Source organism: Natronoarchaeum sp. GCM10025703, assembly GCF_042661985.1.
GTDB lineage: Archaea > Halobacteriota > Halobacteria > Halobacteriales > Natronoarchaeaceae > Natranaeroarchaeum.
Window position 1 is genome coordinate 328712 of sequence record NZ_JBHSZF010000002.1, and the last position, 11661, is coordinate 340372.

Here is an 11661-nt window from a genome sequence, read left to right on the forward strand (position 1 = left end):
ATCTTCTTCATTAGACAGGAGCGACGTGTTGAATATGGGGCGTGAATCTGACATGGAATCGCCTACAAATTCGATCAGACTAATTCGGTCGATACAGGGTCCACACATACCGCGACGAGTGACCACCTATCTGGAATCCATCAGAACCTCGGTGAAACATGCAGAGGATATATTCAACGATTTACCCATTGCTCTGGTGATCGGCAGAAGGGTCAGTTTCGACGTTAGAATCGACGACTAGGGAAAGTCTGTTGTATTCCGTGAGGGGTGTTTACATTCAACGGAGATAGAATACGAGTATGGGTCCCGGTACTGCGTTGCGGGTGTTATCGTGGAATGTCCAGGGTGCGGTTCCACCGAACGGGAGTATCGAGCGAATCCAGAATCAAGTAACATATCTTGAGGATAGTGCGGGCCTGCCGGATATTGTGTTGTTGAATGAGGTGACGACGATTCAGCGAGAGCGTTGGCGAGACCTCTTAGCAGAAATTGGATACGGGGAGAGTGTTGATTCATTAGAATGGGCGGCAGAACTGCGTGAAAGCACTATCCCACCCCATCAAGATTACAATCACGTGAACGGTAATTTGATCGCTGTCCACAAAACGAGTCCTGCAAGCAATCTTGAGCGGATGTCGGCGAGCATCCGATATGGGCCATGGGAGGGGGCAGATCTGAAGGATTGGGATACGAACGTTCCTGAAAAAATCCTGAACGCCAAAGTTTCACTCGGAGATACTACGCTTGAGTTGTGGAATGTGCGGGCGGTGCCGGGCAGTATGCATGGTGAGGAGAAAATCAAGATTCTGGAAAATGCGTACAATCGAATCGTGAAAGGGAGCAGTATGCCTTGTATTTTGGCGGGCGATTTCAATAGCCCGAATCGAGAGTTGGCAGATGGGACGATCATTCCTTGGCGGTACGAGGATGAAGGGAACATCGCCGAACGGTGGGTAGAGGCTGAAATGAATATTCTACGTGGATTAGAGGAAAAGGGGATGGTTGACGTATTCCGGGAGCAACACGGTTACGGCGATTTGGATATTCTGGACGTGAGTCACGCTACCCAAACGGAGGAACCGTTAGCTGTGTCACCAGCGGAGGTTGAAGGAAAGCGATTTGACCATATGATAGCTTCGACCGACCTCAACCCGCAGGAGTGTTGGTACGAACATGAGGGCTTCAGTTGTAGTGACCATGCCCCTCTCGTTGTGGAGTTCAGTCCATAATCGGGAATCTCTTCGGTGACCGGCCCGCGCATTGTATCTTGCATACCAGTACCGATATTATTCTCACCTGTTAGTATCCTCACCGAACAGTTCGCACAGCTACTGAGCGGGTAGTTTACCGGATTTAACGTGAAACAAATAAGGTCGTTGTGCTGCATTCACCGTCTATATTCAGCACTGCTGTAGAGAATTATCACTAGTTGAAGATTTCAACAAGGCCGAGACAGGGAATTACGACCCCGGTGAGTTCGCAGTAGGTTTGTTGTCCCCTGATGAGTGAGGGGACCTGTTCAAAAGCGTCTCCTCGATTGTTCGGTGATTTCGATGGCGATCAGAGATATCTACGAGACGACGTTCGACGAAGACGTACAGAGTAGACCAACCACAGACGAGTGCCCCGAATGCAGTGGGGCAGTGCACCCGAGCGAAACCGAGAGCGTCTGCGCGTCGTGTGGATTGGTCGTCGACGAGCAACGGATCGACCCCGGGCCGGAGTGGCGACCGATCGATGACGACCAGCGAGCGCGCACTGGTGCGCCGCTCACGGTGACTCGGCACGACCGAGGGCTCTCAACGGAGATCGGCCACGGGGGCGAACGCTCGACGACACAATCCCCGAGACGACGGCGACAGGTCCACCGGCTTCGACGCGAGCACAAGCGGGCACAGTGGCGCTCGAAAGCGGAGCGCAACCTTGGCCACGGACTCGGCGAGGTTCGTCGCGTGACGAGCGCGCTGGAGCTTCCCGAAACTGTCCGAGATCGGGCCTGCGTCATCTTCAGGCGGGCACATTCGGCAGATCTCCTCGTGGGGCGGTCAGTCGATGGGATTGCGGCAGCCAGCGTGTACGGGGCCGCGAGGTGTCTCCAGCATCCGGTAACACTCGACACAGTGGCCTGTGTCGCCCGGGTCATACAGAACCGGGTTGCGAGTTCCTACCGGACGCTGAACGCTGAACTCGAACTCCCGACGAAGCCGATGGGGCCAAACGCCTACGTGCCCAGGCTCGCCTCGGAATTGGATGCATCGGCGCAGGTACGCCGACGTGCCGAGCGCCTCGCAGAGGCAGCGGAGTCAGCCGGAATCACGATCGGCAGCAATCCGGTCGGCGTCGCTGGAGCGTGCATCTACCTGGCGGCGTGCGAGGCGGGGCAGGCCCTGACACAAGCTGCGGTTGCGAACGCGGCGGATGTCTCGACGACCACGCTGCGATCCCATCGAGACGCACTACGAGAGGCGCTCTGAGTAGGGCCACAATGCATCCACTTGAGCACCTTTCGTACACCGACCGTGTTGCAAAGCGTGCCCAGTACGAGGCCTACGAGTTCGAGCTTGTCCCAGACGGCGTCCGCGTTCGGAACTGTAGTCACGCCGATCCAACAGCTCACGAGTACGTGGTGACTGTCGAGAATGGCGTGCCAGCCAGTTGTGAGTGTCCAGCGGATGAACACTACGAGGGCGCCTGCAAGCACCGGGTTGCGGTCGCCATTCGCCAGCCGATCGTCGACGCCGCTGTGGAGCGGCAGGTCCGTGCCGACGGTGGGGAAGTCTCTCTCGAAAGCGAGACGGAGCGAGAGTCAGGCAGGCCGGACCAGTGTCAGTGTTCGGACGATCCGGATCGGCTTCCCTGTTGGGAGTGTGTCCGGACTGGACGGCGGAGTATATAATAAGGAGCTATTGTAGAGCTAGACTTCACTCTTGCTCGGAGAACGAATCGAGTTTTCGTAGGATCTTCGTGTAGACATCAGGGGCACAGTACCAGCCTTCATCAATCATTGCATCGATCACTGTCCGAGCTTCATCGACGGAGATTGCGTTGGACTGTGCGAACTTCAAGATGAGAAAGGCTGTTCCGCGAGTCGTGATCCCTTCGATCGCTGCAACGTCGCGACCATACGTTTCATCCATCACAGCTACACCGTCGTGAGCATCAGCACAGGTCAGGACAGCGGCGTCGGCCTCACTGAGGTTTGGATTCGACTGCAGCTGCGAAAGTAGCGGGGTTGTCTCAACTGATTCAATGTCGAATAGAGTAGTTTCGACCCTCTGCTCAATGCGGCGGGCATCCGGATATCCTGCTTCGATACCTGCTGTGACGACCTCCTCATAGACTCGTTCGGGGATCACACATGGTTCATTCAGATGTTGAACCAGCGCGAGTCGATCAACTTTCGCGAGGTAGATGAGCGGCGTCGCGTCGAAGACCCACATTCACAATGCCTCGAGGTCGTCGTCGATATGGTCGTCAGCAACCCACGTAATATCGTGTTCCTTGGCGAGCTGAGCGAAGTCCCAGACAGACATCCCCGCCAGTTCGGCCGCTCTATTGAACGTGATCTTACCAGCCGAAAGTTGGTCAAGTGCCTGTTCGCGACGCCACTCTTCGAGGCCCTCAGAAAGGAGCTTCCGGACCGCAGTACTACGATCAAGACTCTCGTCCTCGAGATAGGCCTCGAGTTCAGCCTCTAACTCATCAGGCACGCGTGCCGAGATCGTTCCCATGCTGTATACTTTGTATTCATCGTATACATATGCTTCGGCAACTCAACTAACACCGACTGAACACTGCTGTACACGGCCTGTTTGTTCGCGCCAAGATGCGTGCAGCGCGCAACAGTGTGGGCAGCGTGATTCATCATGAGAGGTCCCGATCCCCACGACGACACAAGTGCCGACTGCGAACAATTCGAGCGAAAGCTACTCGCTCAGGACCACAACATAGCTAGCATCGAGACGGCAGACGTCGACAACACGACAGCTCGCAATTTTATCAGCGAGCTCATCGACGCTGACGTCGTTGCACCCGTTCCCGAAAACCAAGTTCTGGTTCACGAGCCGAGCGGCACCGCATTCGACTCATCGACGCAGCTGGCCGTCTTCCACCGGGGCTGGACGGCCGATCGCGACGTCGATGCGGAGGGCAAGTGATGCAGCTGACGCTCGTCGGCTGTGCGTTCTGCGACGCTCCGTCCAGCACCGAGACTGGCGAGGTCCATACTTGGGGCCAAGACGAGCGGGTCACTCACCCGATCTATGTTGATTGCGTCATCCAGACGCGACCGGATCCCGACGAGCGTGATCACGTCGCCTGTGACGGGTGGGGGCTGGTCGTCGATGCCCTCGCGGCACTGACGCGGTTCCGCGTCGAGTTCGGCCACCTCGAAGGCCCGTTGCAGCTGTGCGAACACTGTAGCCCGGGCGGGCTGGCGACGTACTGGACACGCGATCTTGAGAAGCATATGGTTGAGCAGTAGGCATCTCCCGCATCTCCTCAAATGTCTTTAAATTGTATTATCTAGAAATACGTCGATACATCTAATACACTTACTGACAAAGAAATACATATGCCCATCGACATCGAGACGTTCAGAATCCTCCCCTGAAGACCGACTCCAGAATGGTGGGGAGACGAATGCCGACCGCGTGATGCGGTTCCTCGCCGCCCACCCTAACCAGGCGTTCACCCAGAGCGAGATTCGCGAAGCGACCGACGTGAAAGCCGGGAGCATCAGCGTCGTTCTCTCGCGCCTCGAGGAGCGTGGGCTCGTTCGCCACAAAGGCAACTACTGGGCCCTCGGTGAAGCCGACGACGTGGCCGCCTACACCAGTATGGTCGAGAGTTCGCGCGCCGCAAACGACCGCTTCGGTGAGGAGGACATGGACGAGTGGCTGGAGCACGCCGTCGACGACGAGGATACTGAATGACCTATCAGCGCGGCGATGTCGTCTGGGGGCCGGATCCGTTCAAGTCGGGTGAAAATCCGCGGCCGTGGCTGATCCTGAACAATGACAGCCATCCGTTCGGCGACGAGGAGTACATGCCGGTCACGCTGACGACCACCCCCACGACGAAGGGATTCCTCTCGAGGACGCCGACTGGGTCGAGGGCGGAATGCCTCGGCAGAGCTACGCCTCACCGTGGGCTGTTGCGTCGCCAAAGCACGCCGCGATCGTCCGGCGGCAGGGTCGCCTGAATGAGTCGTTCGTCCGGACCGTTGTCGACGCTCTCGAAACCTACCTCGAACCACCGACCAAGGAATGACCGACCATGTCCCCATGTACGATGTCCAGGAGCCAACTGGTAACCCAATGCACGCGTCCGTTAATACGGTCTGTGAACGCATGCTCGAACGGGCTACAGATCCACGAACGAATCACCCGGATGCGCATCTCGATGCTACGATAGCCACGGTAGTCGACCGTTACGGGGATGCAATCGTCCGAGCGGTCATCCGCCTGATTCTTGTTGACGGCGTCCTCTTTCGGACCGCCGCTGCTAACAACGATGTTGCTGCACTCGATGGGGTTCGAATTGGAACGGTCGCGACCCGGGTTCTTAGCGAGCTGAATACAGAGTCCCAGACATAACTCTGTGAAAGCCCTCGGCCGCTCGACGTCCCGCGACCGCGCGAGACGCAGTCTCGCTGCCCTCGTTTGTTTCGTCGCCGGCGCGTAGCGCCGGCTTCCAGCGGGACCTCCGGTCCCGCACGGCTCACGAGAACACCGCTGTGCGCCTCGTCCCTGCGGTGCTTGCGGGGTCGGGGGACGTTCACGGCGCTTTGCGTCGTGAGCTCGGGAGACGGTGTCTCCCGGTGGCCGAGGCGGCCTCACCCTTTCTGAGTCCGCCAGGACGGTAGATGGCTGGCCGAGCAACGTGGCCGGCTGACAGGTATGTACGTGACGGCCCGCCCCGCTCGCCGCTGCCGCCCTCCGCTTGCTCACGGCTCCCTCCGGTCACCGTTCGCATCGCGGCGCTCACGATGTTCGCGCCGCGCTTCGCTCGCGACCGACCATTCCGGGCTGGCGCGATCTCGCTCCGCTCGACCGCGTTCCGGGCTAAAATGCATGTGCCCTCGGCGCCAGCACCAAGCTCGCTTTCGGTTGCGTCTCCGTCGCTCCCGCTGGTCACTCGGTCGACGGACACGAAACCGGCTTGAGTGCTGGCCGCTCGCTCCGGGCGGGTCGCTGGCGCGCGGTGCTGGTTGGGTGGCCTTCCTTTGGCGCTCTCGCTCGCGCCCAGGAGGGCGCTCGCGAAGGCGCGAGCGAGAGCGCGCAGATGGTTCTGTCGGTCATTGTCGTCGGAAAACCGCGATGTACGAGCATCGCGGTGGTGGCGCGTGAACGCCTTCGGTCTTTGGTGAGATCCAATGTCAAGTAACAACTCTGTAGCAAGGTCGTTACGGTGGATGAACAGGCATTCGAAAACGCGGACGAGCAGGCGGTCGATGAGGATGGCTTCCCGGTCGTCGACGAGACGCCGGCGTTCGGGGCGACAGTTGAGCAGGAGACGCAGGCGAAGGTGGATGCGAACCACCCGGATGGGATCGCGGACACGAGCGAGGACCGGATTCACGGTGTCACCCTCGAACAGGAAGAGCGCATTCGGGCGCGGGAAGCCGAACTGGAGCGCATCAGTGCCCAGGCCGAGCTGGGACCACAGGATGGTCGGGAGCAGCGCACGCGAGATATCGCGGCGAAGCGGAGCACTGAGCGGCGTGCAGAGTTCCAGAAGCGGGCGGCGAGCGTGGATCCGAGGGCCGATCCAGAGCGCGACGATCCCAGGGCTGAACTCGCACAGGAGGAACTGGCGGCCGTGAACAAACACTCCCGAAGGTTAGCGAACAAGCTCGATGGCTGGTCCCGAGCGGCGATCAGTCGACGATTGGGCGAGGCGATCGTTGGTGGCAAGAGCATCACTGGCGCGGTCGTCAGCGTGCTCGAAGCGTGCGAGAGGGCGCGTGGCCATGCAGTCCCGATCGGAGAGCTCGAGGAGGTCGCTCGAAACGAGGTAACCATCGACGGGCGGGTCGAGACGTTATGGGATCCATCGCATCCAAACATAGCGCAAGTCGGGCTCATTGCGGACGACAGTGGGCGAACACGAGTGACGATCTGGGAGGCGTCAAACGCGAAGTGGCTCCAAGAAGGTGAGCGCGTTCGCATTCACGGGGCGTCCCGGAACTGGTACGAGGGGCGTGTCTCATTGGCCGTCACTGGGTGGAGCACCGTTATGTTCCCAGAGCGCGGTCGGTGGTGGGACGCGTAGCCAGGTGAGGCGACCTTCTTTTTTATTGTGTGCCGGACCGACCCAGGCCCCGCCTCCCCACCCTCCGCTCCCTGCTCGCTTCGCTGCGCACGCAGCCACAACCTAGCGTATTCGAATGTAAGCGGATTCATACTAGATTAGAGCCGCTTTCATTCAGCAAATAATATAAACAGAAAATGAGCCAAAAAGATATTAACTACCCAGTGGATTGCACACGGTATTGGCAAAAGAATCCTACATAAAAAAAGACTCTATCGACGTCCTCCACGTTGACGACAACAATCAGATGCGGACGCTCTTCCAGGATAGCCTCGAACAGGTCGACGGGGCGTTTACCGTTACTTCCGTTGGGGATCCAGTTGCAGTCCTCGATAGGCTTGATACCGATATCGAGTGTATAGTCTCGGATTACGAAATGCCGACAATGAACGGCCTGGAGCTTCTCCGGGCAGTGAGTGCCGACCGGCCAGACCTCCCGTTTATTCTTCTGACGGGGAAAGGGTCCGAGGAGGTCGCCAGCGAGGCGATCTCAGCTGGGTTGACAGACTACTTTCGGAAGTCAGATATCGCACAGCAGTTCCCGGTGTTAGCTCAACGCATCGAGAACGTGGTGGAAGGCGAGCGAGCGGAAATGAGCTATCGCGAACTCTTCAAGCTAGCCGCCGAGGGTTTCGCATTAAACCATCCCGAGACCGGAGCGTTTATCGACGCTAACCCGGCTTTCCTGGAGATTTTTGGCGTAGAGCGAGCGGAATTGTTGTCGATGGGTTTGAACGATCTCTGGAGTATTCCGCGACAGGACCATCAGGAAACGACGTTGAGCGATCACTTCCAGCGAGCGGCGACTGATGGAATGACCAGCACGGAGGAATGCTGTCAGCGAGCGAGCGGCGAGCGCTTCTGGGTGGAATTCAAGTTCAAACCAATCGAGGTGAAGGGTCGCTCGCTGGTCCTGACGCAGGCCCGCGACATCACTGACCGTAGGCGGTACGAACAAACGCTATCGGCGCTACATACAGCAGTCACTGATATCGTCGCCGCCGATCAATCGCGTCAGGTGACCGGAAGCGTCCTGTCCACGGTCGACAACCTGCTTGCTGCCGATCGAGGGGCAGTGTTCCGCCACGTATCGTCAAAAAATTGGTTGGAGGTCGTGGACGCGATGTCACTTCCGAGCGTTGCTGCGAGGTCCCACTCGATCCGGATCACCCGCTTGCCCGTGCCTTCATCGACGGCCGTCCGATCGAGGTAGATGATGTGTCGACCTTTGGGTCCGCGGCAGGAGACGACACAGGTCACGGACTGACGTTGTTCATGCCGATTGGATCTGCAGGCGTGCTCGCGATCGGGTATGACGACAGGAGATCGGTTGCGCCCCACGATAGCGAGTTCGTGGAGATCCTGGCTAACGCCGCTGCGGCGGCGTTCGAGCGGTTCGAGAGGGAACAGGAGATCAATTCGGGCCAACAAGAGATCAGTCGACAGAGCGAGGAACTCCACCGTCTGGAACGTGTGAATGCAACGCTTCGAGGACTCAACGAGTCCCTGTTACGAGCCGAAACCCGAGACGAGATATTCGAGGCAGTTTGCGACCAGGTGAGCGATATCGAGGGCGTGAAGCTCGCGTGGATCGGCGTTCCGACTGAAGAGAGCGTGCTGGATCGTCGCGCGTGGGCGGGTAATATTCCACAGTATCTCGACAATATTACGTTAGAGCTCGATTCGAGCGAAGAGCCAGCGATAGTCGCCTTCCAGACCGGCCGCTCGGTTCGCGTCGCAAACACGGCGATCGATATCCGTCAACAGCCGTGGAAGCAAACCGCGCTCTCGTACGGTGTCGAATCCGTCGTTGCGATCCCGATCGAGGTAGATGGCGTTACGTCCGGCGTGCTCTCGGTTCTGTCGGCCGATCAGAACGCGTTCAGCGGGCGCTTCGAGAGAATGTTGTCGGCTATCGCATCCTCGGTGGGCGAAACACTTCAGTCCGTCGAGCAGCGTCACGCGCTCCAGTCGGGTGCCACAACTGAACTTGCGTTCGAGATCGATGGCGTTGATCATCTTTTCGGGCGGCTTGCCGCTGACGCCGATTGTGAACTCGACGTGACAGGGGTTATTCCCGAACCGGGTGCCACCTGTCGGGTGTTCGCTGCTGTCGAGGAGGCGTCGCTGAAGAGCGTAACGGAGGTTGCTGCCACGATGAGTGCGGTCCGATCGGCAACTATCGCGACCGACAACGGGCCAGACGGTGTCGTCGAGCTTCATCTCGAAACCCCACTTCTCGGAGCGCAGTTGCGGGAATACCCGGTCAGAATTTCGGAGCTATCTGCATCCCCGAACTCCGTTCAGGTCGGTCTGGAGATCGCACAGACGGATATCCTGCGGGATGTCGCGTCGGATATTCTGGATCGGTATCCGAGCGCACAGTTGGTCTCGAAAGGCACACAGAACGCCGACGGCAGCGATTACGAGCGACTGGTTGCGTTTCGCGAGTCGCTCACGACGCGCCAGCGCGAGGTCGTTCATACCGCGTATCTCAACGGCTATTTCCAGTCCCCGCGTCACTGCACCGGGAAAGAACTCGGGGAGAAACTCGGTATCTCTTCCCAAGCGGTGTACCAGCATCTCCGGGCCGCGGAGCGACAGCTGTTCGACGAGGCGTTCCGCCAGACCCGGACGGTGTCGGCGAACGACGAGTAAACTGTGCTGGCGGGTGATTCAGAAGGGGTGGGGGTTTACTATCCAAGCATCTCGACGGCCGGCGCTTGGAACGTCAACGGAGACGCCTGTCCGTCTCCAGCTATAATGGGGTTGTATGCAACGAAGAGCTGTAATCGGAAGCATCGGAGCGATTCTCGGAACAAGCGTCGGTACGGCTGCATACACCAGCGCCAGCGTCACTCGAGATGCGTCTTTCACGGTCGCAACAGACGCTTCTACAGCACTCATCGGCCTCAACGCCGGGACGACCGACGGTATCACTGAAACCGGTGACCTCCTCAAGATCACGCCGGCCGATCTGAATACAGACGGTTCGTTCACTTTCGGCGACTCGACTAGCCTTGATACGGCTCACGCCTTCTCGATCACGAACAACGACGGTAGTGAGCGCAGCTTTACGCTCGGGTACGGAACCGCGGGTGTCACCTTTGATCTCTTCGAGGAGGGCACAAATGGGTGGACAGATGCTGTCTCTCTTGGTACGGTCGACGACACGACAGACGTAACGTGGACGGCCGCTGCCGCTCAGGAGGTCCGCGTTGTCATGACCGTTGACACTACAGGGGTAGCCTTGGGTGCGACAGATCTGGACGGGACACTCACCTTCACGGCGAACTAATTCGACGGTCCAGCGAATGATTCGTCGAGCGCTGGCGTTCGTAGCGGTTGGTGGTCTGCTCCTGCTCTTACTGCCAGGGACGCCGCTCCAGCTCTCGTACGTATACAGCGACAGTATGGAACCGACCATCGGGCAAGGTGACGGCTACGTCGTCGGTCCGACTGGCGACGTCACCTCGGGCGACATCATCGTGTTCGACTCCACAACCCGCGACGAGTACGTTACCCACCGTGTCGTCGCCCTTACCGACGAGGGGTATATTACCAAAGGTGATAACAATCCATCGACTGATCAGGATGCCGGCCATCCTGTCGTGACTGACTCCAGTGTCGTCGGCACAGTCCTCACCATCGGCAACAAGCCGATCGTTATTCCACGGCTTGGAAGCGTCGTCGCCGTGCTGTCGACGTACTGGCCACTCGGCGTGCTCGCGGTGATACTCGCCGGCGGATTCATCGAGCGGAACCCCCGTGCTCGCGATGTCGTTCGCGTCAACGATCTGATGACACCGCTTGTCATCACTGCTGTCCTCGGAAGTGCTCTCGCGCAGCCTACGGGGCGCCGACCTACGAGATGGCGTTTACTGCGGTCACGACCGACGGTGGAGGCGGTGGCCGCATCATTCCGGTCGGAGAGTCGGTGACTCGGTCCGTCGAGGTGGCAAGCGCCCCACGATTCACCTACCAGTTCGTCGAGGGGGCTGGCGTTACGGTTCTCGATATCGGCGCGAACGGAGGCAGCTCCGACGTTGTCGTCAGGGTCCCCGCCCAGACGAGTACCGGCGCCCTCGAGGGTACGGTGAGTTCCCACTACTATCCGGCCGTCCTGCCCTATGGAATCATGAGCAGCCTTCATACGCTTCACCCAGTCGCGGCGGCGATCGCCTCTGTCGGCACGGTCGTCACACCGCTTTACGGGGTACATTGGCTCGTGGTGGATGGCAAAGCACCGATCGAATTGCGATCCCGGTCACGTACTTCGTGGTGGGAGTTCCGATGAGTAGCGGTCGTTCTCGGGCGCGGTCCCGCCGCGTACTTCCCGCTACCGTG

The 11661-nt window shown here is 59.0% G+C and carries 15 protein-coding genes and 3 pseudogenes; 14 read left to right on the forward strand and 4 right to left on the reverse strand.

What is annotated here, in order from left to right; translation table 11 throughout:
* Positions 1–299 precede the first annotated feature (299 nt).
* The 3 genes from ACFQH2_RS18730 (at position 300) to ACFQH2_RS18740 (ending at position 2896) form a co-directional block, all read left to right on the forward strand.
* Positions 300–1229, forward strand: a complete 930-nt coding sequence (locus ACFQH2_RS18730) for an endonuclease/exonuclease/phosphatase family protein (RefSeq protein ID WP_377050787.1) — start codon at positions 300–302, stop codon at positions 1227–1229.
* Positions 1230–1553: 324 nt separating this feature from the next.
* On the forward strand, positions 1554–2474 hold the full coding sequence (locus ACFQH2_RS18735; RefSeq protein WP_377050789.1) for a transcription initiation factor IIB: 921 nt from the start codon (positions 1554–1556) through the stop codon (positions 2472–2474).
* A gap of 11 nt (positions 2475–2485) precedes the next feature.
* Positions 2486–2896 carry an SWIM zinc finger family protein gene (locus ACFQH2_RS18740; protein ID WP_377050791.1) on the forward strand — a complete coding sequence of 137 codons (411 nt, stop codon included), beginning with the start codon at positions 2486–2488 and terminating at the stop codon, positions 2894–2896.
* A gap of 25 nt (positions 2897–2921) precedes the next feature.
* Here the strand turns inward: ACFQH2_RS18740 and ACFQH2_RS18745 are convergent, their stop codons facing one another.
* Both ACFQH2_RS18745 and ACFQH2_RS18750 read right to left on the reverse strand, forming a co-directional pair.
* On the reverse strand, positions 2922–3440 hold the full coding sequence (locus ACFQH2_RS18745; protein ID WP_377050793.1) for a DUF3368 domain-containing protein: 519 nt from the start codon (positions 3438–3440) through the stop codon (positions 2922–2924).
* Positions 3441–3731, reverse strand: a complete 291-nt coding sequence (locus ACFQH2_RS18750) for a UPF0175 family protein (protein WP_377050795.1) — start codon at positions 3729–3731, stop codon at positions 3441–3443.
* Positions 3732–3866: 135 nt separating this feature from the next.
* Here ACFQH2_RS18750 and ACFQH2_RS18755 point away from each other — a divergent pair, with 135 nt between their 5' ends.
* From ACFQH2_RS18755 to ACFQH2_RS18775, 5 genes and pseudogenes are all read left to right on the forward strand, one after another.
* Positions 3867–4157, forward strand: a complete 291-nt coding sequence (locus tag ACFQH2_RS18755; RefSeq protein ID WP_377050797.1) for a hypothetical protein — start codon at positions 3867–3869, stop codon at positions 4155–4157.
* Positions 4157–4483, forward strand: coding sequence for a DUF7558 family protein (locus ACFQH2_RS18760; protein ID WP_377050799.1), 327 nt, complete (start codon positions 4157–4159; stop codon positions 4481–4483). The genes ACFQH2_RS18755 and ACFQH2_RS18760 overlap by 1 nt, the downstream gene beginning before the upstream one ends.
* A gap of 90 nt (positions 4484–4573) precedes the next feature.
* Positions 4574–4934, forward strand: a pseudogene (locus ACFQH2_RS18765) (MarR family transcriptional regulator).
* Positions 4931–5271, forward strand: a pseudogene (locus ACFQH2_RS18770) (type II toxin-antitoxin system PemK/MazF family toxin). The pseudogenes ACFQH2_RS18765 and ACFQH2_RS18770 overlap by 4 nt, the downstream one beginning before the upstream one ends.
* A complete protein-coding gene (locus ACFQH2_RS18775; RefSeq protein WP_377077114.1) occupies positions 5268–5597 on the forward strand; it encodes a hypothetical protein in 330 nt (109 codons plus the stop codon). Before ACFQH2_RS18770 ends, ACFQH2_RS18775 begins: the two are co-directional and overlap by 4 nt.
* A 181-nt stretch (positions 5598–5778) precedes the next feature.
* Here the strand turns inward: ACFQH2_RS18775 and ACFQH2_RS18780 are convergent, their stop codons facing one another.
* Positions 5779–6138 carry a hypothetical protein gene (locus ACFQH2_RS18780; RefSeq protein ID WP_377077115.1) on the reverse strand — a complete coding sequence of 120 codons (360 nt, stop codon included), beginning with the start codon at positions 6136–6138 and terminating at the stop codon, positions 5779–5781.
* Complete coding sequence (locus ACFQH2_RS18785) at positions 6135–6302, reverse strand: hypothetical protein (RefSeq protein ID WP_377077116.1); 168 nt, start codon at positions 6300–6302, stop codon at positions 6135–6137. The genes ACFQH2_RS18780 and ACFQH2_RS18785 overlap by 4 nt, the downstream gene beginning before the upstream one ends.
* 74 nt (positions 6303–6376) lie before the next feature.
* Here ACFQH2_RS18785 and ACFQH2_RS18790 point away from each other — a divergent pair.
* The 6 genes and pseudogenes from ACFQH2_RS18790 to ACFQH2_RS18815 all read left to right on the forward strand — a co-directional run bounded on the left by ACFQH2_RS18790 (position 6377) and on the right by ACFQH2_RS18815 (position 11611).
* Positions 6377–7275 (forward strand): annotated as a pseudogene (locus ACFQH2_RS18790) (SOSS complex subunit B family protein).
* A 220-nt stretch (positions 7276–7495) separates the two neighbouring features.
* A complete protein-coding gene (locus ACFQH2_RS18795) occupies positions 7496–8527 on the forward strand; it encodes a PAS domain S-box protein (protein ID WP_377077117.1) in 1032 nt (343 codons plus the stop codon).
* Between the two features lie 5 nt (positions 8528–8532).
* Positions 8533–9972, forward strand: coding sequence for a bacterio-opsin activator domain-containing protein (locus tag ACFQH2_RS18800; protein WP_377077037.1), 1440 nt, complete (start codon positions 8533–8535; stop codon positions 9970–9972).
* Positions 9973–10087: 115 nt separating this feature from the next.
* Entirely contained in the window at positions 10088–10612 is a 525-nt protein-coding gene (locus ACFQH2_RS18805; RefSeq protein WP_377050254.1) for a hypothetical protein, read from the forward strand.
* 16 nt (positions 10613–10628) lie between these two features.
* Complete coding sequence (locus ACFQH2_RS18810) at positions 10629–11255, forward strand: signal peptidase I (protein ID WP_377050811.1); 627 nt, start codon at positions 10629–10631, stop codon at positions 11253–11255.
* Complete coding sequence (locus tag ACFQH2_RS18815; protein ID WP_377050813.1) at positions 11252–11611, forward strand: hypothetical protein; 360 nt, start codon at positions 11252–11254, stop codon at positions 11609–11611. Before ACFQH2_RS18810 ends, ACFQH2_RS18815 begins: the two co-directional genes overlap by 4 nt.
* The last annotated feature ends 50 nt before the right edge of the window (positions 11612–11661 follow it).